We start from the raw sequence: 21,098 nt of genomic DNA, 5'->3' as shown, positions 1-21,098 counted from the left end.
ATCTGTGAGTGACGTGACAGTTACCGACTTGTGATTCGGTTTGTCAATTGTCAGTGGCTGTCACTAGCCTCGAAAACATGACTAGTCAGACCACCATCGACAAGACGGGCCCGGGGGACAAGACTCCGGTCTCCCCGTTGGACCAGGCCCCGTCCACGGGCCTGCGCGGCCATCCGTGGTTCACCCTCATCACCGTGGCCGTCGGGGTCATGATGGTGGCCCTCGACGGCACCATCGTGGCCATCGCCAACCCCGCCATCAAGGAGGACCTCGGCGCCAGCTTCGCCGACGTCCAGTGGATCACCAACGGCTACTTCCTCGCCCTCGCGGTCACCCTGATCACCGCGGGCAAGCTCGGCGACCGGTTCGGCCACCGGCAGACCTTCCTCATCGGTGTCGTCGGCTTCGCCGCGGCCTCCGGCGCGATCGGCTTCTCCAGCAGCATCGCCCTGGTCGTCACCTTCCGCGTCTTCCAGGGCCTGTTCGGCGCGCTGCTCATGCCGGCCGCGCTCGGCCTGCTCCGCGCCACCTTCCCGGCCGAGAAGCTGAACATGGCGATCGGCATCTGGGGCATGGTCATCGGTGCCTCCACCGCGGGCGGCCCGATCCTCGGCGGTCTGCTCGTCCAGCACGTCAGCTGGCAGTCGGTCTTCTTCATCAACGTGCCCGTCGGCGTCATCGCGCTGGTCCTCGGCGCGCTGATCCTCACCGACCACCGTTCGGCGAACGCCCCGCGCTCCTTCGACCTCCTCGGCATCGCGCTGCTCTCCGGCGCCATGTTCTGCCTGGTCTGGGCGCTCATCAAGGCCCCGGCCTGGGGCTGGGGCGATGTTCTGACCTGGTCCTTCCTCGGCGCCTCGGTCCTCGGCTTCGCGCTCTTCGCCCTCTGGGAGAAGCGGGTCGCGGAACCTCTGATCCCGCTCGCGCTGTTCCGCTCCGTGCCGCTGTCCGCCGGTGTGGTCCTGATGGTCCTGATGGCCATCGCCTTCCTCGGCGGACTGTTCTTCGTCACCTTCTACCTGCAGAACGTGCACGGGATGAGCCCGGTCGACGCCGGTCTGCACCTGCTGCCGCTCACCGGAATGATGATCGTGGGCTCGCCGCTGGCCGGCGTCCTGATCACCAAGGTGGGTCCGCGCATCCCGCTGGCGGGCGGCATGGCGCTCACCGCGATCTCCATGTACGGCATGTCCACGCTGGCCACGGACACGAGCAGCCTGGTCATGTCGATCTGGTTCGCGGGCCTCGGCCTCGGACTCGCGCCGGTCATGGTCGGAGCCACCGAGGTCATCGTGGGCAACGCGCCGATGGAGCTCTCCGGTGTCGCCGGCGGTCTCCAGCAGGCCGCCATGCAGATCGGCGGCAGCCTCGGCACGGCCGTGCTGGGTGCCGTCATGGCCTCCAAGGTCGACAGCGACCTCGGGGGCAACTGGGCCGACGCCAAGCTGCCGCCGCTCACCCCGGCCCAGCTGGACCAGGCGTCCGAGGCGGTCCGGGGCGGTGTCGCGCCGGTCACCAAGGACACCCCGCCCGCGATCGCCGCGCAGATCACCGATGTCGCCCACGACACCTTCATCTCCGGCATGAGCCTCGCCTGCCTCGTGGCCGCGGGGGTCGCCGTCGTGGCCGTCTTCGTCGCGCTGCTCACCAAGCGGGGCGAGAACGCGGAGGCCGCGGGAGCGGGCGCCGGACACATCTGACGGAGGCGCCGGCCCGGCCTTTCCGCGGGAAGTTTTCCCCCGTCGGAGTGATCGGGCCGGGATTCCCCCGTTCGGACGCGCCGCAGGTCGCAGTGGGTCACGTCCTCCGTAAGGCCCGGAGGGTGACCGGTTCCGCGGCGCGCCGCCGGAGGGGGACCGTGCGCGTGCAGGCCTGGAGGCGTGCAACGGGGGTACCCGGTTCATCGACCCGAACCGACCGCGAGGTCACGGGAGTTCAGGAGTTGATGATGGCGGGCTTCGGAAACGGTACGCGCAGGCACCCCCGTTCACGTGGCCGTACAGGCGCACGGACCGGGCCGGACAGCGCGACCCTGGGGATCGTCGGCGTCGTGTGCGCGGTGGCCGGCTTCTTCACACTGGGCATCGTCCTCGGGCCGGCCGCGATGGTCTGCGGCTGGCTCGCGATGGGCCGCCGCTGGACCGGCTCCGGGCCGGTGCCGGCCCTGATAGCCCTGGTGCTGGGAGCGATCGACACGCTCCTGGCGGTCATCTGGCTGGCCGGCGGCGCGGGCAACGGCCTGCTCTGACGCCGGCCGGGCGAGCGGCTGTCACGACCCGTGGGCCCGCGTGCCGCCCCGAGCGGCGCGCGGGCCCACAGGTCTGCGCGTGGGCCCACGGGCCTAACCGGGGGAGTGTTCCTCCGTCCCCGCCGACAGCGGGTGCGGCAGCATTCCCGGGCCGCCGGTCAGGGCGGCGACCTCCGCCCGCAGCGCCCGCACCTCCTCCGCGAGCGCCTCGATCGCCGCGGTCTGCCGCCGCTCCTCCACGTCGTCCTTCTCGAACCGGGAGATGAACCAGGCGGCGATGTTCGCGGTGACCACACCGAGCAGGGCGATCCCGGAGAGCATCAGGCCGACCGCCAGCACACGGCCCATCCCGGTGGTCGGGGCGTGATCGCCGTACCCCACGGTCGTCATCGTCGTGAACGACCACCACACCGCGTCACCCAGCGTCTTGATGTTCCCGTTCGGCGAGTCCCGTTCCACCGACAGCACGGCGAGTGAGCCGAACATCAGCAGGCCGACGACCGCGCCCCCGACGTAGGTCGTCAGCCGGATCTGCGAGGCCATCCGCGCGCGCCGCCCCACCAGCATCAGCGTGGAGACCAGCCGCAGCAGCCGCAGCGGCTGAAGGATCGGCAGGACGACGGCGCACAGGTCCAGCCAGTGCGTGCGGACGAAGTCCCGCCGCTGCCGGGCGAGGGCGAGCCGGACGAGGTAGTCGGCGGCGAAGGCCCCCCACACCGTCCATTCCACGACCGTGCAGACCTCCGTCACCGGACGGCCGGCGCCGCTGTCCACGATCGGCACGGCGTACGCGAGGGCGAACGCCACCGCGAGGACGAGCAGGGGCCGCTGGGTGCGCCGTTCCCAGCGGTCCTGTGCCGATTCTTCCTTCATGCCCGCATCGTAGGAAGAAAAAGAGGAGCGGGGGCGGCGGGTCCATGGCCCGCCGCCCCCGCTCCGCCGTACCGACGGCTACGCGTCACCGCCCGCCGCGCCCGGGTCGGCCGCCGTCACGTCGAGCAGCTGATAACGGTCGACCGCCTGCTTCAGCACCGACCGGTCCACCTTGCCCTCACGGGCCAGCTCGGTCAGCACGGCGACCACGATCGACTCCGCGTCGATGTGGAAGAAACGCCTGGCCGCGCCACGTGTGTCCGCGAAGCCGAAGCCGTCCGCGCCGAGGGACTGATAGGTGCCGGGCACCCACCGGGCGATCTGGTCGGGAACCGATCGCATCCAGTCGGAGACGGCCACGAACGGACCCTGGACGGCGGAGAGCTTCTGGGTCACGTACGGGACGCGCTGCTCCTCCTCGGGGTGCAGCAGATTGTGCCGCTCCACGTCGACGGCCTCGCGCCGCAGCTCGTTCCAGGACGTCGCCGACCAGACGTCCGCCCTGACGTTCCAGTCCTCGGAGAGGATCCGCTGCGCCTCGATCGCCCAGGGGACGGCGACACCGGAGGCCATGATCTGCGCGGGGATGGTGCCCGAGGTGCCCTCGCTGAAGCGGTACAGGCCCTTCAGGATGCCCTCGGCGTCCACGTTCTCCGGCTCGGCCGGGTGCTGGAGCGGCTCGTTGTAGACGGTGAGGTAGTAGAAGACGTCCTCGCCGTGCGGGTGCTCCTCGGACGAGCCGTACATACGGCGCAGGCCGTCCTGGACGATGTGCGCGATCTCGAAGCCGAACGCCGGGTCGTAGGCGACACAGCCCGGGTTCGTCGAGGCGAGCAGCTGCGAGTGGCCGTCCGCGTGCTGGAGGCCCTCACCGGTCAGCGTGGTCCGTCCGGCGGTCGCGCCCAGCACGAAACCGCGCGCCAGCTGGTCGGCCATCTGCCAGAACTGGTCACCCGTTCGCTGGAAACCGAACATCGAGTAGAAGACGTAGACCGGGATGAGCGGCTCGCCATGGGTGGCGTACGCCGAACCCGCCGCGATCAGCGAGGCCGTGCAGCCCGCCTCCGAGATGCCGTCGTGCAGCATCTGGCCGGTCGGCGACTCCTTGTAGGCGAGGAGCAGTTCGCGGTCCACCGACTCGTACTGCTGGCCGAGCGGGTTGTAGATCTTCGCACTCGGGAAGAACGAGTCCATGCCGAAGGTGCGGTACTCGTCGGGCGCGATCAGCACGAACCGCTTGCCGATCTCCTTGTCCCGCATGAGGTCCTTGAGCAGCCGCACAAAGGCCATGGTCGTGGCGATGGACTGCTGACCCGAGCCCTTCTTCACGCTCGCGTACGTCTTGTCCTCGGGCAGGGCCAGCGGCTTCGACCGCACGACGCGCGTCGGGACGTACCCGCCGAGCCCCTTGCGGCGGTCGTGCATGTACTGGATCTCCTCCGAGTTCCGGCCCGGGTGGTAGTACGGCGGCGCGCCGTCCTCCAGCTCCTTGTCGGTGATCGGCAGGTGCAGCCGGTCGCGGAAGCCCTTGAGGTCGGCGACCGTCAGCTTCTTCATCTGGTGCGTGGCGTTGCGGCCCTCGAAGTTCGGGCCGAGCGTCCAGCCCTTGACCGTCTGCGCCAGGATCACCGTCGGCTGGCCCTTGTGCTCCTTGGCCGCCGAGAACGCCGCGTAGATCTTCTTGTGGTCGTGGCCGCCGCGCCCGAGGTGCAGGATCTGGTCGTCGGTCATGCCATCGACCATCGCGCGCAGCCGGTGGTCGTCGCCGAAGAAGTGCTGGCGGATGTACGCGCCCGTCTCCGTGGCGTACGTCTGGAACTGGCCGTCCGGCGTGGTGTTCAGGCGGTTGACCAGCACCCCGTCGCGGTCCTGCGCGAGCAGCGGGTCCCAGGTGCGGTCCCAGACCAGCTTGATGACGTTCCAGCCGGCGCCCCGGAACTGCGACTCCAGCTCCTGGATGATCTTTCCGTTGCCGCGCACCGGGCCGTCGAGGCGCTGGAGGTTGCAGTTCACGACGAAGGTCAGGTTGTCCAGGCCCTCGCGCGCGGCGATCGACAGCTGGCCGAGCGACTCCGGTTCGTCCATCTCGCCGTCACCGAGGAACGCCCAGACGTGGGACTTGGAGGTGTCCGCGATGCCGCGCGCCTCCATGTAGCGGTTCATGCGCGCCTGGAAGATCGCGCCGAGCGGGCCGAGGCCCATCGACACCGTCGGGAACTCCCAGAAGTCCGGCATCAGCCGCGGGTGCGGGTACGAGGACAGGCCGTAGGGGGCCTTCGACTTCTCCTGCCGGAACGCGTCGAGCTGCTGCTCGGAGAGCCGGTCGAGGAGGAACGCGCGGGCGTAGATGCCCGGTGAGGCGTGCCCCTGGAAGAAGATCTGGTCGCCGCCGTCGCCCTCGTCCTTGCCGCGGAAGAAGTGGTTGAAGCCGACGTCGTAGAGCGAGGCGGAGGAGGCGAAGGTCGCGATGTGGCCGCCGACGCCGATGCCGGGGCGCTGCGCCCTGGAGACCATCACGGCCGCGTTCCAGCGGGTCGCGTTGAGGACCTTGCGCTCGATCTCCTCGTTGCCCGGGAAGAACGGCTCGTCCTTGGTCGCGATCGTGTTGACGTAGTCCGTGCTGCGCATCTCGGGCACGGCCACGCGCTTCTCGCGCGCCCGCTCGATCAGCCGCAGCATCAGGTAGCGGGCACGCTCACGGCCGCGCTGGTCGACGGCGGCGTCGAGGGAGTCGAGCCACTCCTGAGTCTCCTCAGGGTCGAAGTCCGGGACCTGGCTGGGAAGGCCGCCAATGATGATCGGGTTGCGATCGGATCCGGAAGCCACGCTGTTCCTTCGCTGTCAGAGGGCTGTCTACGGTGGGTTTTCCCTGTATCTGCACCGTTCCCCATCGTGTACCTCGGGAACGCGTACGTCATCTCTACTAAGGGGTAACCGAGACGTTCGTACAGACCGTTGGGACGGTCCCGACCAAAACGCAACGATACGCTCAGTACGTGACGCGTTCCGCAAAGCCGTTCGGCTCTCGTACGGTCCAAGGGTTCCGAAGCCCATAAATGGGGCAGAAGGGTGTGGTGCCCGTCACGTGGCGTCATGATGGCCCGCCGGGAGTTGCGTCGGCACTGCCAGGATCGTCACCGTTTCGGCGGTCTCGACGGCCGGGTACTTGCGCGATCCGCTCCGCCCGTGTGGACTACGGCCAACGCTTCGCGCACGCGCGTGGCTGAGACTCCCCCTGACTCTGGACGAGCAGAGGGAGACCCTAATTCCGAAACATGATCAGGAGGCAAGCCGTGAGCGCGACCGCGGACCACGCGGAGGAGCGGACCAACCCGGCCGCCAGGCTGGGGTTCGAGCCCGGACAGGTGGTCCAGGAGATCGGCTTCGACGACGACGTTGACCACGAGCTCCGTGAAGGCATCGAATCGCTGATCGGCCAGGATCTGGTCGACGAGGACTACGACGACGTCGCTGACGTGGTGTTGTTGTGGTTCCGGGACGAGGACGGCGATCTCACGGACGCACTGGTGGACGTCATCGGTCTCCTTGAGGACGGCGGCATGATCTGGCTGCTGACCCCGAAGACCGGCAGGGACGGTTACGTCGAGCCCAGCGACATCAGCGATGCCGCACAGACAGCCGGCCTCTCCCAGACGAAGAGCATCTCCGTCGGCAAGGAATGGTCGGGTACCCGCCTGGCCACCCCCAAGTCGAAGCGCTGAGCTGCAGCCCCGTCTGCAAGCAGAGCATCCGTGAGGCCCCCGCCGAGCCACCTCGGCGGGGGCCTCACGCATACGCCCGGACCGGCCCGGCGGGGCCGCGCCGGGGCCCGGTGTCGATCACTGCGTACGCTGGTCGTCACCCGAACAGACCTTTGGAAGGGAAGCGAGTGACTATGGCCATCGAGGTCGGCACCAAGGCCCCGGACTTCGAGCTGAAGGACAACCACGGCGCCACCGTGAAACTGTCCGACTTCCGTGGCGACAAGAACGTGGTGCTGCTCTTCTACCCGTTCGCCTTCACGGGCGTGTGCACGGGCGAGCTGTGCTCCCTGCGCGACAACCTGCCGCAGTTCACCGACCGCGACACCCAGCTGCTGGCGGTGTCCAACGACTCCATCCACACCCTGCGCGTCTTCGCCGAGCAGGAGAGCCTGGAGTACCCGCTTCTCTCCGATTTCTGGCCGCACGGCAACATTTCGCGCGCGTACGGCGTCTTCGACGAGGACAAGGGCTGCGCCGTGCGCGGCACGTTCATCATCGACAAGGAGGGTGTCGTCCGCTGGACGGTCGTCAACGCCCTGCCGGACGCGCGTGACCTGAACGAGTACGTCAAGGCGCTCGACACCCTGTGATTGGTCGGTTCCAAGCCCTGCAAGGCACGGGAACCCGTCACTAGGATCGAACCGTTGATCCGATACCAACGCACCTACGGGGCTCCCCGCCCCTGAACACCATTGGGAGGACTCGTGGGAGTCAGCCTCAGCAAGGGCGGCAACGTATCGCTGTCGAAGGAGGCCCCGGGACTGACCGCGGTCATCGTCGGTCTGGGATGGGACGCCCGGACCACGACCGGCGTGGACTTCGACCTCGATGCCAGTGCCATCCTCACGAACGCGGACGGCAAGGTCAGCACCGACCAGAACTTCGTGTTCTTCAACAACCTGAAGAGCCCGGACGGATCGGTGGAGCACACCGGCGACAACATCACCGGTGAGGGCGAGGGCGACGACGAGCAGATCAAGGTCAACCTCGCCGCCGTTCCCGCCGACGTCACGAAGATCGTTTTCCCGGTGTCGATCTACGACGCCGAGAACCGCCAGCAGTCCTTCGGCCAGGTCCGCAACGCGTTCATCCGCGTGGTGAACCAGGCCGGCGAGGCGGAGATCGCGCGTTACGACCTCTCCGAGGACGCCTCGACGGAGACCGCGATGGTCTTCGGCGAGCTCTACCGCAACGGCGCCGAATGGAAGTTCCGCGCCATCGGCCAGGGCTACGCCTCCGGCCTGCGCGGTATCGCGCAGGACTTCGGCGTCAACGTCTGAGCCTCAGGGCTTCGGACACTTCGGTCCGGTGCCGCACCTCTCCGGTGCGGCACCGGATCAGCCGTACCAAGTGAAGATCGACCTCGGGGAGGACCAGCATCATGGGCGTCACGCTCGCCAAGGGGGGCAATGTCTCCCTCTCGAAGGCCGCACCGAACCTCACACAAGTGATGATCGGGCTCGGCTGGGACGCACGTTCCACCACCGGAGCCGACTTCGACCTCGACGCCAGCGCGCTGCTGTGCAACGGCGGCCGTGTGCTCGGGGACGAGTGGTTCATCTTCTACAACCAGCTCAAGAGCCCGGACGGCTCGGTGGAGCACACCGGTGACAACCTCACGGGTGAGGGCGAGGGCGACGACGAGTCGATCCTGATCGACCTCTCCAAGGTCCCGGCCAACGTCGACAAGATCGTCTTCCCTGTCTCCATCCATGACGCGGACAACCGCGGCCAGACCTTCGGCCAGGTCAGCAACGCCTTCATCCGTGTCGTCAACCAGGCCGACGGCCAGGAGCTCGCCCGCTACGACCTCTCCGAGGACGCTTCCACCGAGACGGCGATGATCTTCGGCGAGGTCTACCGCTACAACGCCGAGTGGAAGTTCCGCGCGGTCGGCCAGGGGTACGCGTCGGGCCTGCGGGGCATCGCACTCGACTTCGGCGTCAACGTTTCCTAGGCCCACCTGCACCCGTCGAAGGCGGACCCTTAGACTTCGTGGTCAACAGTAGGTAAAGCCGAGTACGGCGCGGGGGCGACCCTCCCCCAAGCTAGCGCTTGGGGGTGCCCCCACCACACGATGATTGGGTAGCCAGTGCTTCTGAAAACCTTCGGCTGGTCGTTCGCGATTACCGCGCTCGGTCTGGTCGCAGCGGCCTTCTACGGGGGGTGGACCGCCTTCGGCATCGTGGCGATCCTGGCCGTCCTGGAGATCTCGCTGTCCTTCGACAACGCGGTGGTCAACGCCGGAATCCTGAAGAAGATGAATGCCTTCTGGCAGAAGATCTTCCTCACCATCGGTGTGCTGATCGCCGTCTTCGGCATGCGCCTGATCTTCCCCGTCGTGATCGTCGCCATGAGCGCCAAGATCGGCCCGATCGACGCGGTCGATCTCGCGCTGAACGACAAGGACCAGTACCAGCAGCTGGTGACCGACGCCCACCCGTCGATCGCCGCCTTCGGTGGCATGTTCCTGCTGATGATCTTCCTCGACTTCATCTTCGAGGACCGGGACATCCAGTGGCTGCGCTGGATCGAGCGGCCGCTGGCCAAGCTCGGCAAGGTCGACATGCTGTCGGTCTGCATCGCCCTGATCGTCCTGCTGATCACCTCCATGACCTTCGCGGTCCACGCCCACCAGCACGGCGGCGGACACGTCGACAAGGCGCAGACGGTGCTGATCTCCGGCATCGCGGGCCTGATCACGTACATGATCGTCGGCGGCCTCTCCGGCTACTTCGAGGACAAGCTCGAAGAGGAGGAGGAGCGCGAACACGAGGCGGAGGAGGAGGCCGAGCGGACCGGCAAGAAGAAGCCGGCCGTCGTCCTCGCCGGCCAGGCCGCGTTCTTCATGTTCCTGTACCTGGAAGTGCTGGACGCCTCGTTCTCCTTCGACGGCGTGATCGGTGCCTTCGCCATCACCAACGACATCGTGCTGATGGCGCTCGGCCTCGGCATCGGCGCCATGTACGTCCGGTCCCTCACGGTCTACCTGGTCCGCCAGGGCACCCTCGACGACTACGTCTACCTGGAGCACGGCGCGCACTACGCGATCGGCGCCCTCGCCGTGATCCTCCTCGTCACCATCCAGTACGAGATTCACGAGGTCATCACCGGCCTCGTCGGCGTCATCCTGATCGCCTGGTCCTTCTGGTCCTCGGTGCGCCGCAACAAGGCCCTCGCCGAGGCCGAGGGAAAAGGCCCGACCTCGGACGAGAAGGCTGAGGTCTCGTCCGGGGTGTGACACCCCTCTGGTTGAGGAACGCTCTGAGCGGGGCGGTCGTGGAGGACGAGTCCTCGGCGGCCGCCCCGCCGCACATCGAGGAACGTGGGGGGCGGAATGGGCATCTGGCAGGACCTGTGGCGCGGGCGCTCGGCGGACTTCGACTCCGGCAGCGCGGCTTCCAACTCCATCGAACTGACCAAGCGCAACCACACGGTCTCGCTCACCAAACAGGGCGCGGCCACCGGCAACCTCCGCATCAACCTGTCCTGGCGGATGCGTACCTCCGACATCAGCGGGCCGCAGCGCGGGAGCCTGCTGCGCCACCCCTTCCGCACCTTCAAACCGGAAGTGGTCCAGGCACACACCCAGAGCATGGTCAACGTCGACCTCGACCTCGGCGTCATGTACGAGCTGGCGGACGGCACCAAGGGCGTCGTCCAGCCGCTCGGCAGCTTCTTCGGCGAACTCAACGCCCCGCCGTTCGTCAAGCTCAGCGGCGACGACCGCTTCGGTTCGGGTTCGGGCGAGACGGCCTTCGTCAACCTCGATCACCGCGACGACATCAAACGGCTGCTGGTCTTCGTCTACATCTACGACCAGACGCCGGCCTTCGACCGTACGCACGCCATCATCACGCTGTATCCGAGCAACGGCCCGCGCATCGAGATCGGCCTAGAGGAACGCCATCCGCAGGCCCGCTCCTGCGCCGTCGTCATGATCGAGTTCAACAAGGGCGTGGTGACCGTACGCCGCGAGGTCAAGTTCGTGTACGGCTTCCAGGCCGAACTCGACCGCCTCTACGGCTGGGGGCTCCAGTGGGGACGCGGGTACAAGTCGAAGGTCGACCGTTAGCCGGTTCTGGCGGTCATCGGCCGGCCGGTGCTCACGCCCGGCGGACGGCCGGCGATCGAGCTCAGCGGCCGATGAACTGCGGCCCCTGCGGCGGCAGCCTGAAGTCCGGGTCCGGCCCCGCGCCCACCGCCTGCGGGAAGCCGTACGCGGGCTGCGTGGCCGGTGCCGTCTGGGGCTGCGGGTAGCCGTAGGCGGACTGGCCGCCCTGCTGGGCAGGCTGGGGGTAGCCGTACGCCGGCTCGGTCACGGCAGCGGCGGCCGGCTGCGGATAGCCGTACGCGGGCTGCTGGGGGACCGGGGCGGACTGCTGCGTGACCTGGGCGGACTGCTCCGGCGGCAGCGGCACCGAGGTCTCGGGAGCCGCGGCGGGCGCGGCCCAGGCGGTGGCCTCCGGCACGGATCCGGCCGCCGCGGCGGCCTCGGACTCGTCCACTGAGATCCCGAAGTCGGTCGCGAGCCCCACCAGACCGTTGGAGTAGCCCTCGCCGAGCGCCCGGAACTTCCAGCCGTCACCGCGCCGGTACAGCTCGCCGCAGATCAGCGCGGTCTCCGCACCGGTCTCCGGCTTGATGTCGAAGTACGCCAGCGGTTCACCGTCCGTGACGGCGGCGTCGTACAGCAGAATGCGCAGATCGCGTACGTGATCGAAGGTGACGTCATCCGCCGAAGCGACCAGGAGAATGCGTCCGACACCGGACTCGACACCCGTCAGATCTGTCTGGATCGTGTCGGTGAGGCCCTCGGTGACCCGCTTCTTGCCGAGTCGCCACACCTTGCCCGACGGATGGCGGGGCTGGTTGTAGAAGACGAAGTCCTCATCGGATCGCACACGACCGCCGGGGCCGAGGAGCAGCGCCGAGGCATCGACATCGGGGACACCCTGCCCGGGCGTCCAGCGCAGGACGGCGCGCACCGCTGTGGCGTCCAGCGGGACGTTCGACCCTTTCAGCATCGCGTGCGTCATGCGGTCATCCTGCCCTGTCGGTCCTGGTCACGACAATGCGGGGTCGTCCCGGAACCGGCGAGTGTTGGACACGGTGGAGTTACCTGAACTTCATGCCTGGTGGGAACCTGTGACATGGATCCATACGTACTATTACCGGCCACATCACATCCGGCCGCTCTAGCCGCCACGGGGGAGTTTCATGCGTCATTTCGGTCACATCACCCCGGAACAGCGGCAGCGCCTCTTCCACCGGGAACCGGGCGTCTTCACGTCCGACTCCCCGGCCAGAGTGCTCGCCGCGGCCCTCGGGGCGACGCTGTACAGCCCGGCGACCCGGCCTCAGCTCGCCGACGACATCGTCAAGCAGACCGCGCGGGGCGTGGTCTCGATGGTGCTGTGCCTGGAGGACTCGATCGACGACTCCGAGGTCGTGGGCGCCGAGGAGAACCTGGTCCGCCAGTTCACCGACCTCGCGGGGCGCCCGGACGCCGGTGAGCTGCCGCTGCTGTTCGTGCGGGTCCGCCACCCCGAGCAGATCCCCGACCTCGTGCAGCGCCTCGGCCCCGCCGTCCGGCTGCTGTCCGGATTCGTGATGCCGAAGTTCACCGAGGAACGCGGCACGCCCTTCCTGGAGGCCCTCTCCGCCGCCGAGGCGGCGAGCGGCCGGCGGCTCTTCGCCATGCCCGTCCTGGAGTCGCCCGAGCTGCTCTACCGGGAATCGCGCGTGGAGACCCTGGAGGGCATCTCCCGCGCCGTGGACAAGTACCGCGACCGGGTGCTCGCGCTGCGCCTCGGCGTGACGGACTTCTGCTCCTCGTACGCGCTGCGCCGGGCCCCCGACATGACGGCGTACGACGTCCAGGTGGTCGCCTCCGTGATCGCCGACGTGGTCAACATGCTGGGGCGGGCCGACGGCACCGGCTTCACCGTCACCGGACCGGTGTGGGAGTACTTCCGCGTCCAGGAACGCATGTTCAAGCCACAGCTGCGCCGCAGCCCCTTCCTGGAAGGACAGGCGGAGGAACTGCGCGCGACGCTGATCGAGCACGCCATGGACGGGCTGCTGCGCGAGATCACCCTCGACCAGGCCAACGGTCTGATGGGCAAGACCTGCATCCACCCCTCCCACGTGCTGCCCGTGCACGCACTGTCCGTGGTCAGCCACGAGGAGTTCAGTGACGCCCAGGACATCCTCAGGCCGGAGCGCGGCGGCGGGGGTGTACTGAGGTCGGCGTACACGAACAAAATGAACGAGGTGAAGCCGCATCGCGCCTGGGCCGAGCGCACCCTGCTGCGCGCCGAGGTCTTCGGGGTCGCCCACGAGGACATCGGCTTCGTCGAGCTGCTCACCGCCGGACTCCCGGCGTGAGCCGGACCGGCCGAGCGACCCGCAACCCCCGACAGCAAGGAACCGATGAACACCCCAGCGCACGACCCGAACGACCCCGACGACAGGAACGCCCCGGACGCCGCGCACGAAGCGGTGTGGACGGGCACCTGGGTCGCCGAGCGGCTCGGTGTCGAACTCGTCGGTGACGAGGGGCTGAGCGACCTCCTGGGGCTCGCCCTGCGGCGCAACCCCAAACGCGCCCACCTGCTCGTCTCGAACGTCCTGGGCAAGCACGTGCCGCAGTCGCCCTCCGTCGTCCACGGATACGGGTTCGCGCTCGGCCGGCGGGTGCGCGCGCTGCTGGGCACCGACGACGCCCGCGCCGCCGTGGTCCTCGGGTACGCCGAGACGGCCACCGGGCTCGGCCACTCGGTCGCCGACGGGGTGGGCGTCGCGCCCTACCTCCACTCCACCCGCCGCCCGGTCCGCGGCGTCCGGCGGGCGGGCGGCTTCGAGGAGTCCCACTCGCACGCCACCTCGCACCTCCTTCTCCCCGAGGACCCGGACCTGCTCGCGGGCTCCGGCCCGCTGATCCTGGTCGACGACGAGTTCTCCACCGGCAACACCGTCCTCAACACCATCCGTGACCTGCACGAGCGCTACCCGCGCGAGCGGTACGTCGTCGTCGCGCTGGTCGACATGCGGTCGGAGCCCGACCTGGTGCGCTTCGAGAAGTTCGCCGGGGAGATCGGCGCCCGCGTCGACCTGGTCTCGGCCGCGTCGGGCACCGTGCGCCTCCCCGAGGACGTCCTGGCCAAGGGAATGGCGCTCGTCGCCCGGCACGAACCGGCGGCGCCCGAGGCACCCGCCCCCGGGAGCGCGGGCCGGGCCGTCCGTGTCGAGCTCGGCTGGCCCCGCGGCCTCCCCGACGGCGGGCGGCACGGGTTCACGCCCGGACACCGAATACGCCTGGACGGTGCCCTGCCCGCCATGGCCGCACGGCTCGCCGACGCCCTGCCCGAAGGGGCGCGCCGCGTGCTGGTGCTCGGCTTCGAGGAACTGATGTACGCGCCGCTCCGCCTGGCCCGCGAGCTGGAGCAGGTGGTGTCCGCCGAGGTGCGCTTCTCCACAACGACCCGGTCCCCGGTGCTGGCCCTCGACGACCCCGGCTACGCGATCCGCAGCCGCATCGTCTTCCCGGCCCACGACAACCCGGACGACGGCCCCGGCGAGCGCTACGCCTACAACGTCGCGGGCGCCGGTTTCGACGCCGTCGTGGCGGTCGTCGACTCCACCGCCGACACCCCCGAACTGCACGCGTCCGACGGCCTGCTGGCCCAGCTGGCGGCGCACACCCCGCGTGTCCTGCTCGCCGTCGTCCCGTCGTACGTCCCCGCACGGCCGTCCACCGAAAGGCCCTTCATGCTGCCCGAGCCCCTCCGCGGCCCCGCCTTCTCCTCGTACGCCCCCGACGAGGTCGGCTGGCTGCTGCAGGACCTGTCGGACGTGACGCTGGAGGCGCCGACCGAGGAGCGCGAGGAGGCGATCCAGAGCGGCGGCGCCCACTACGCGGAGTCGCTGCCGGTCGAGTACCAGCCGAGCCCCCAGTACCAGGACCTCTTCCACGCGGCCCTCGCCACCTCGGCCGCCCGGATCGCCGAGGCCGTCGGCGCCGTCACCGAACTGGTGCTCGCCGAGCGGTCTCCCCGCCCCGTCCTGGTGTCCCTGGCCCGGGCCGGCACCCCCGTCGGCGTCCTGATGCGCCGCTGGGCCGAGCACCAGCACGGCATCGAACTGCCCCACTACGCCGTCTCCATCGTCCGCGGCCGCGGCATCGACGCCAACGCGCTGCGCTGGCTCGCCGCCCACCACGACCCGGCCGACGTCGTCTTCGTCGACGGCTGGACCGGCAAGGGCGCCATCACCCGCGAACTCGCCGACGCGATCGAGGAGTTCGAGGAGGCCGAGGGCATCACCGGCTTCGATCCGGAGATCGCGGTGCTCGCCGACCCGGGCTCGTGCGTGCGGACGTACGGCACCCGCGAGGACTTCCTGATCCCCTCCGCCTGCCTCAACTCCACCGTCTCCGGGCTGATTTCGCGGACCGTGCTGCGCTCCGACCTGGTCGGCGAACACGACTTCCACGGAGCGAAGTTCTACCGCGAGCTCGCCGGCTCCGACGTCTCCGTCGCGTTCCTGGATGTCGTCGCCGCCCACTTCCCCGACGTCGCCGAATCGGCCCGCGACCGGGCGAAGGAACTGCTCGCCGCCGACCGCGACCCCACCTGGGAGGGCTGGGCGGCGGTCGAGCGGATCAGCGAGGAGTACGGAATACACGACGTCAACCTCGTCAAGCCGGGCGTCGGCGAGACCACCCGGGTGCTGCTGCGCCGGGTCCCCTGGAGGATCCTCGCGCGCGCCGGAGCGGGCGCCGACCTCGACCACGTCCGGCTGCTCGCCGAACAGCGCGGGGTGCCCGTCGAGGAGGTCGAGGAACTCCCGTACACCTGCGTGGGGTTGATCCATCCGAAGTACACGCGCGGCGCGACCGGTGCCGACGGCAAGGCGGTGACCCTCTGATGTCCGCGCCCAAGGTGCTCGTCGCCAGCGACCTCGACCGCACACTCATCTACTCCTCGGCCGCGCTCGCGCTCACCATGCCGGACGCGCGGGCGCCCCGGCTGCTCTGCGTCGAGGTGCACGAGAGCAAGCCGTTGTCCTACATGACGGAGACGGCCGCCGCGCTGCTCACCGAACTCGGCGACCTCGCCCACTTCGTGCCCAGCACGACCCGCACCCGCAAGCAGTACCAGCGCATCAACCTGCCCGGTCCGGCCCCGGAGTACGCGATCTGCGCCAACGGCGGACATCTGCTCGTCGACGGTGTCTCCGACCCCGACTGGCACCGGAGCGTGACGGAGCGGCTCGCCTCCGAGTGCGCGCCGCTCGACGAGGTGCGGGAGCACCTGGTGGCCACCGCGGACCCGGTCTGGGTGCGCAAGCACCGGATCGCCGAGGACCTGTTCGCCTATCTGGTGGTGGAGCGGGAGCTGCTCCCCGAGCAGTGGGTGAAGGACCTGGCCGTGTGGGCGGAGAACCGCGGCTGGACGGTCTCGCTGCAGGGCCGCAAGATCTACGCCGTGCCGAAGCCGCTCACCAAGAGCGCGGCCGTGCGTGAGGTCGCCCGCCGTACCGGAGCCGTCCTGACCCTCGGCGCCGGGGACTCGCTGCTCGACGCCGACCTGCTGCTCGCCGCCGACCGGGGCTGGCGTCCGGGCCACGGTGAACTCGCCGAGGCCGACTGGACCGCGCCGGCGATCACCGCGCTGCCGGAGCGGGGTGTCGCGGCGGGGGAGCGGATCCTGCGCGAGTTCCTGAGCGCCTGCGCCGGCCCCGGACCGGCCTGACGGACAAGGGGACCTCGGTTCCGGCCCCTCCGTGTCAGGGGCCGGGACCACCGGGCCCGGGACACGCCCGGCACCTGACCGGTCCGGGCGACCTGTCGAACGTGGTCCCGGTCCCGCCGTGCCGGGGGTGCCCAGCGTGCCGGGCGTCCGACGCTCTCGCCCCGGGTCCGGTCTGCACGGTTTTGTCGAACTCCGTTCCGGTTCCGCACCGTTGAGGGCGCTCGGTGCCGTTCCGCCCCGGACGCGCCCGTCTCGGGGTCGTCCGGGGGATATGTGGAACTTGGTGCCGTTATCGTCCTGTTGGGGCGACCGAAACCGTTCCGCCGCGACACGCCGGAGCTGTTTCGGGCATAGCTGAAGAGTTCCTGAGAAATCCCCCGGGATCAGCCGCAGCAGCCGCCGCCGCAGCACCCGCCTCCGCCGCCACCGGCGCGCGGCGCGGGCGCCGGCGCGGACGCCGATCCACCCTTGGCGACGGCGACCGTCGACAGGAGTTTGACGGTGTCGTCGTGCCCTGCGGGGCAGTCCGCGGGGGCGGCGGATTCGGCCATCGGTCGGCTCAGTTCGAAGGTGTCGCCGCAGGTCCGGCAGCGGTACTCGTAGCGAGGCATGCGCACAGGTTAGCCGGAATCGGCCGACGTCCGTAGGGCCCAGGAGCCTTTCCCGGCGCGCCGGAGCGAGGCCCCGGCAGGGTGCGCGGGAGCAGGCCGTCCCCGGCCGACTGGTGCGCCAGGTTGACCTCTGAACTTTTTTGTCTGGTTGCTGATCGAAGAGATCGCATTGGTCGCTGATAATTTAATAGGGCCGCGACGAGCCGCAAGGTCGGGGAGGGGGGCTCGCAGCCGCGCAAGCGGCCGCTGCAACTACCCGCGCGCGCAATTCCGAAGTGCGGAGGGAGACGCAGTCGTGACCAAGACGTGGCATCGCAACGATGCTTCGAATCCCCTGTCTTTGGGCCGCCCACGCGCAGGAGCGTGCCGTGGCTAGCACATCCGGACCGCCTCGCGGTCGCGGCTCTCGTCGCAAGCCCTCGCAGCCCACCCGACTGTCCCGCCTGGCCGCACGTCTGGTGCCGCTCGCCCGCCGCCTCAGACCCGCCTACCCACGCCCCGGCCGGGCCGGCTGGCGACGCTGGCTGCCTTCCTGGCGGCAGTGGCTCGGCGCCTTCGCGCTGTCCATCGGCCTCAGCGGTTCGCTCCTGGTCATCGCCTACGCCGCAACGGACATACCCCAGAACCTGAACACATATGCCACCCAGCAGGACAATGTCTATTTCTGGGCGGACGGCAAGCCGATGGCCCGGACCGGCTGGGTGCGGCGCCAGGACATGCCGCTGAAGGACATACCCAAGGGCGTGCGCTCGGCGGTCCTCGCGGCGGAGAACGAGAGCTTCTACTCCGACCCCGGAATCTCCGCCAAGGGTCTGGTCCGCGCCCTGGTGCGCACGGTCGGCCAGGGGGACACCCAGGGTGGCTCCACCATCACCCAGCAGTACGTCAAGAACGTCTATCTGACCCAGAACCGATCGGTGACCCGCAAGTTCACCGAGGCGATGATCGCCCTCAAGCTCGACAACAAGATGAGCAAGGACAAGATCCTCGAGGGCTATCTCAACACCAGCTGGTTCGGGCGCGGCACCTACGGCCTCCAGCGGGCCTCCCAGGCCTACTACGGCAAGGACGTGAGCAAGCTCAACGCCAGTGAGGGCGCGCTCCTCGCCGCGCTCCTCAAGGGCGCGGGTCTCTACGACCCCACCCTGAGCAAGGCCAACCACGCCCGGGCGGTGGAGCGTTGGTCCTGGATCCTCGACCGCATGGTCAAGTCCGGCACGCTGTCGAAGTCCGAGCGGGCCACGTACACGAAGTTCCCCGAGCCGGTCGAGCAGAGCGGGGCGTACGACACCGGCAAGCAGAGCGACTACCTCGTCGAGCTGGCGACCCAGTACGCCAAGAAGGCCGGGCACATCCCGGCCCGGGAGTTCGACCTGGGCGGCTACCAGATCTACACGACCTTCGACCGCGACCGCGAGAGCGCGCTCACCGCCGCCGTGACCAAGGCCCGCAAGAAGGCGAAGAAGGACGACCCGGACAACGCGAAGGCCGCCCACTACGGAGCCGCCTCCATCGCCGCGAACGGGCGGATCCTCGCCGTCTACGGCGGCCCCGACCACCGCGAACAGGGCTACAACGAGTCCAACGCGACCACCGTCCAGGCCGGTTCGGCCTTCCTCCCCTTCGTCTATGCCGCCGCCCTGGAGCACGGCGTCACCAAGACCCGCGACAGCGCGGCCACGCCCGTCACCCCCGACTCGCTCTACGACGGCAACGACGGTGTCCCGGTCAGCACACCCGAGGGCCCCTACTGGGACCGCAGCGGCAAGAAGGTCGCCGCCCACAACGAAGGCAACAAGAGCTACGGCCAGATCACGCTGCGTTCGGCCCTCGCCGCGAACGTGAACACGGTGTTCATGCAGCTCGGCATGGACACGGGCCTGGATCGGGTGCGCAGGACCGCCGAGGCGTCGGGCCTGCTCCCCTCCAGCATCGGACCGCAGGTCCCCGGGCTGTCCCTCGGCACCTCCACGCCCAGCGCGATCCGTATGGCCAGTTCCTACGCCACCTTCGCCGCCGGCGGAACGCACATCGAGCCCTTCTCCGTGCGCCGCATCACCCGCAACGGAACCCGCGTCCGGCTGGACACGCCCGGACCCCATCGCGCGATGCGCGCGGAGGTGGCCCGCCAGGTCACCGAGGCGCTCTCGGACTCCTTCCGCACCGGCCACCCCGGCGCGGCCCCCGTCGGGGCGGAGGTGGCCGGCAAGAGAGGTTCCACGCTGGACGACAAGGCCGCCTGGTATGTGGGAACGAACCGCTCCGTGTCGACGGCGGTGGTCCTCTACCGCATCGATCTGTCCAAGAGCCTCGAACCGCTGCCGCTCGAGGGGATCGCCGGCGCACCCGTCGCCGACGTGCCGTACGGCATCTGGTCCGGTGCCATGAGCCCGCTCCGCTGACCCCGTCGGCCGGCCACCGGGCTCGGCCCCCAGTGACGGCCACCCGGTGGCCGCGCCACGAACCTTCCACCCCCCTCGCAGAATGTGCCCCGTATGAACTCGAAGCACAGCCGGCGCCGTCGCCGCGAGCCCGATCCCGGTTCTGCCGCCGCCTCCGCACGCCAGGGCTTCGCGGCCATGACCGCCTTCCTCGTCGTCACGTCCATGGCCGCCACCTACCTGGCCCTGAACACGGACAGGGCCGCACCGGCCGCGTCCGCCAGCGCGCACGCCTCCGGCGACGGCAAGACGAAGAAGGAACCGGTCTGGGACGGGAAGACCAAGGTGCTGGGCGACGGCTCCACGTCCTACACCGGCCCGCAGCAGGGCGAGTTGAAGGCCGTACCGCTCAAGCCCGGTGAGAAGCCTCCCCAGTTCGTCGTCTTCTCCTGGGACGGCGCCCTCCAGGGCGACGACCAGCTCTTCTCGCACTACCGGGAGCTGGCCAAGGAGTACAACGCCCACATGACGTTCTTCCTGACCGGCATCTATCTGCTGCCCAAGGACAAGAAGACGCTCTACGAGCCGCCCATGCACGCGCCGGGATCGGCGGCCATCAGCTACGCCACCGACGAGCACATCCGTACCACGGTGGAGGAGCTCGGCAAGGCGTGGAAGGACGGCAACGAGATCGGCACCCACTTCAACGGCCACTTCTGCGGCGACAAGGGCGGCGGGGACTGGAGCGTGGCGCAGTGGGAGAGCGAGATCGACCAGTTCTTCTCCTTCGTCGAGAAGTGGAAGACCAACACCGGCGACAGCGACCTTCCGGCGCTGCCCTTCGACCCCGCGCGTGCCGTCAGCGGTGGGCGCGCGCCCTGTCTCGAAGGCCAGAAGAACCTGCTCAAGGCCATGAAGGCCACGGCCAAGAAGTACGACTGGCGCTACGACGCCAGCTCCGCGGGCGACTTCCAGATATGGCCCGTCAAGAAGGAGGGCATCTGGGACTTCCCGCTCCAGATGCTCCCCTACGAGGACGGCAAGTACCAAGGCCTGTCCATGGACTTCAACTTCCTCTACAACCAGTCCGACGGTGAGACAGAGGGGGATCCGGCCAAGTACCCGCAGTGGGAGCAGGAGACCGTCAAGTCCTACATGGCCGGTTTCGACCGCGTCTACTACGGCAGCAGGGCGCCGCTGTTCATCGGCAACCACTTCGAGGACTGGAACGGCGGCATCTACATGAAGTCCATCGACCAGGTCATCAAGAACGTGTGCACGAAGAAGGGCGTTCGCTGTGTGTCCTTCCGTGAACTGACCGACTGGCTCGATGTACAGAAGCCCGAGACCCTGGAGCGGCTGCGCAGCCTGGACCCCGCCCAGTCGCCGGACTGGGCGACCGTGGTGAAGTAGCGCTCGCGGATCACGGTGAAGCGGTGGTCGCGGTAGGGCCGGCATGTCCG

17 protein-coding genes are annotated in these 21,098 nt (G+C 69.1%); 13 read left to right on the top strand and 4 right to left on the bottom strand.

Annotated elements, in window-relative coordinates; translation table 11 throughout:
• Positions 1 to 77: 77 nt before the first annotated feature.
• Entirely contained in the window at positions 78 to 1,700 is a 1,623-nt protein-coding gene (locus tag OG788_RS15760) for an MFS transporter (protein ID WP_351538792.1), read from the top strand.
• Positions 1,701 to 1,945: 245 nt separating this feature from the next.
• Complete coding sequence (locus OG788_RS15755; RefSeq protein ID WP_351538789.1) at positions 1,946 to 2,248, top strand: small hydrophobic protein; 303 nt, start codon at positions 1,946 to 1,948, stop codon at positions 2,246 to 2,248.
• A 93-nt stretch (positions 2,249 to 2,341) separates the two neighbouring features.
• Here the strand turns inward: OG788_RS15755 and OG788_RS15750 are convergent, their stop codons facing one another.
• Complete coding sequence (locus OG788_RS15750; RefSeq protein ID WP_406371466.1) at positions 2,342 to 3,121, bottom strand: potassium channel family protein; 780 nt, start codon at positions 3,119 to 3,121, stop codon at positions 2,342 to 2,344.
• 78 nt (positions 3,122 to 3,199) lie between these two features.
• Positions 3,200 to 5,947 carry a pyruvate dehydrogenase (acetyl-transferring), homodimeric type gene (gene aceE, locus OG788_RS15745; RefSeq protein ID WP_406371464.1) on the bottom strand — a complete coding sequence of 916 codons (2,748 nt, stop codon included), beginning with the start codon at positions 5,945 to 5,947 and terminating at the stop codon, positions 3,200 to 3,202.
• 467 nt (positions 5,948 to 6,414) lie between these two features.
• On the opposite strand from aceE, the gene OG788_RS15740 reads away from it, so the two are divergent.
• From OG788_RS15740 to OG788_RS15715, 6 genes are all read left to right on the top strand, one after another.
• Positions 6,415 to 6,843: a DUF3052 domain-containing protein gene (locus OG788_RS15740; RefSeq protein WP_081217087.1), complete on the top strand. Its 429-nt coding sequence runs from the start codon at positions 6,415 to 6,417 to the stop codon at positions 6,841 to 6,843.
• A gap of 173 nt (positions 6,844 to 7,016) precedes the next feature.
• Positions 7,017 to 7,475 carry a peroxiredoxin gene (locus OG788_RS15735; protein WP_406371463.1) on the top strand — a complete coding sequence of 153 codons (459 nt, stop codon included), beginning with the start codon at positions 7,017 to 7,019 and terminating at the stop codon, positions 7,473 to 7,475.
• A 114-nt stretch (positions 7,476 to 7,589) separates the two neighbouring features.
• Positions 7,590 to 8,165 carry a TerD family protein gene (locus OG788_RS15730; protein WP_266758290.1) on the top strand — a complete coding sequence of 192 codons (576 nt, stop codon included), beginning with the start codon at positions 7,590 to 7,592 and terminating at the stop codon, positions 8,163 to 8,165.
• Positions 8,166 to 8,266: 101 nt separating this feature from the next.
• Entirely contained in the window at positions 8,267 to 8,842 is a 576-nt protein-coding gene (locus OG788_RS15725) for a TerD family protein (RefSeq protein WP_081217084.1), read from the top strand.
• A gap of 135 nt (positions 8,843 to 8,977) precedes the next feature.
• Positions 8,978 to 10,126, top strand: a complete 1,149-nt coding sequence (locus tag OG788_RS15720) for a DUF475 domain-containing protein (protein ID WP_406371461.1) — start codon at positions 8,978 to 8,980, stop codon at positions 10,124 to 10,126.
• A gap of 96 nt (positions 10,127 to 10,222) precedes the next feature.
• Positions 10,223 to 10,960, top strand: a complete 738-nt coding sequence (locus OG788_RS15715; protein WP_351538778.1) for a Tellurium resistance — start codon at positions 10,223 to 10,225, stop codon at positions 10,958 to 10,960.
• 61 nt (positions 10,961 to 11,021) lie between these two features.
• Here OG788_RS15715 and OG788_RS15710 read toward each other — a convergent pair whose 3' ends face one another.
• Positions 11,022 to 11,924: a TerD family protein gene (locus OG788_RS15710; RefSeq protein ID WP_406371459.1), complete on the bottom strand. Its 903-nt coding sequence runs from the start codon at positions 11,922 to 11,924 to the stop codon at positions 11,022 to 11,024.
• A gap of 181 nt (positions 11,925 to 12,105) precedes the next feature.
• Here OG788_RS15710 and OG788_RS15705 point away from each other — a divergent pair, with 181 nt between their 5' ends.
• Genes OG788_RS15705 through OG788_RS15695 form a run of 3 tightly spaced genes read left to right on the top strand, consistent with a single transcriptional unit; the run spans position 12,106 to position 16,643 of the window.
• On the top strand, positions 12,106 to 13,275 hold the full coding sequence (locus OG788_RS15705; protein ID WP_406371457.1) for an HpcH/HpaI aldolase/citrate lyase family protein: 1,170 nt from the start codon (positions 12,106 to 12,108) through the stop codon (positions 13,273 to 13,275).
• 45 nt (positions 13,276 to 13,320) lie between these two features.
• Positions 13,321 to 15,816, top strand: a complete 2,496-nt coding sequence (locus tag OG788_RS15700) for a phosphoribosyltransferase (protein ID WP_406371455.1) — start codon at positions 13,321 to 13,323, stop codon at positions 15,814 to 15,816.
• Positions 15,816 to 16,643 carry an HAD family hydrolase gene (locus OG788_RS15695; RefSeq protein ID WP_406371453.1) on the top strand — a complete coding sequence of 276 codons (828 nt, stop codon included), beginning with the start codon at positions 15,816 to 15,818 and terminating at the stop codon, positions 16,641 to 16,643. The genes OG788_RS15700 and OG788_RS15695 overlap by 1 nt, the downstream gene beginning before the upstream one ends.
• Positions 16,644 to 17,026: 383 nt before the next feature.
• Here OG788_RS15695 and OG788_RS15690 read toward each other — a convergent pair whose 3' ends face one another.
• Positions 17,027 to 17,254: a zinc ribbon domain-containing protein gene (locus OG788_RS15690; protein WP_266758276.1), complete on the bottom strand. Its 228-nt coding sequence runs from the start codon at positions 17,252 to 17,254 to the stop codon at positions 17,027 to 17,029.
• A gap of 320 nt (positions 17,255 to 17,574) precedes the next feature.
• Between OG788_RS15690 and OG788_RS15685 the strand changes: the two genes are divergently transcribed.
• Both OG788_RS15685 and OG788_RS15680 read left to right on the top strand, forming a co-directional pair.
• On the top strand, positions 17,575 to 19,656 hold the full coding sequence (locus OG788_RS15685; protein WP_406371452.1) for a transglycosylase domain-containing protein: 2,082 nt from the start codon (positions 17,575 to 17,577) through the stop codon (positions 19,654 to 19,656).
• A 93-nt stretch (positions 19,657 to 19,749) separates the two neighbouring features.
• Positions 19,750 to 21,048, top strand: a complete 1,299-nt coding sequence (locus OG788_RS15680; RefSeq protein WP_406371450.1) for a hypothetical protein — start codon at positions 19,750 to 19,752, stop codon at positions 21,046 to 21,048.
• The last annotated feature ends 50 nt before the right edge of the window (positions 21,049 to 21,098 follow it).

Source organism: Streptomyces sp. NBC_00647, assembly GCF_045207245.1.
In the GTDB taxonomy this organism is placed as follows: domain Bacteria; phylum Actinomycetota; class Actinomycetes; order Streptomycetales; family Streptomycetaceae; genus Streptomyces.
Note: the sequence above shows the minus strand (reverse complement) of the source record. Positions and strands in the feature narration are given on the sequence as shown.